Origin of the sequence: Paenibacillus silvestris, assembly GCF_009882985.1 — a bacterium.
GTDB lineage: Bacteria > Bacillota > Bacilli > Paenibacillales > NBRC-103111 > Paenibacillus_E > Paenibacillus_E silvestris.
This window is the reverse complement of the sequence record NZ_WTUZ01000001.1, coordinates 1-262: the sequence shown is the minus strand read 5'-3', so window position 1 is coordinate 262 and position 262 is coordinate 1. Positions and strand designations below refer to the sequence as shown.

The 262-nt window shown below is 49.6% G+C and carries 1 rRNA gene; it reads right to left on the bottom strand.

What is annotated here, in order from left to right:
* Window positions 1-170: 170 nt before the first annotated feature.
* Window positions 171-262, bottom strand: a 23S ribosomal RNA gene (locus GQF01_RS00005); the annotation flags it as partial.

Below are 262 nucleotides of genomic sequence, written 5' to 3'. Positions count from 1 at the left end.
GGGAACGCGTGGGTCCCCTCCGCCATCATCACCAAACAGTCAAAGCGTGATTTGCGCCTTGAAAACTAGATACGAAACTTGCGTAAAGGTAAGGCTTTCTTAGGTTTTCTGGGCCCCGAGAAAGTATCCGGAATCAGCTACAGAGCTTATCTTCACTTTCTTGGGTACATTTGGTTAAGCCCTCGACCGATTAGTATTCGTCAGCTGCATACGTTGCCGCACTTCCACCTCGAACCTATCAACCTCGTCGTCTACAAGGGGT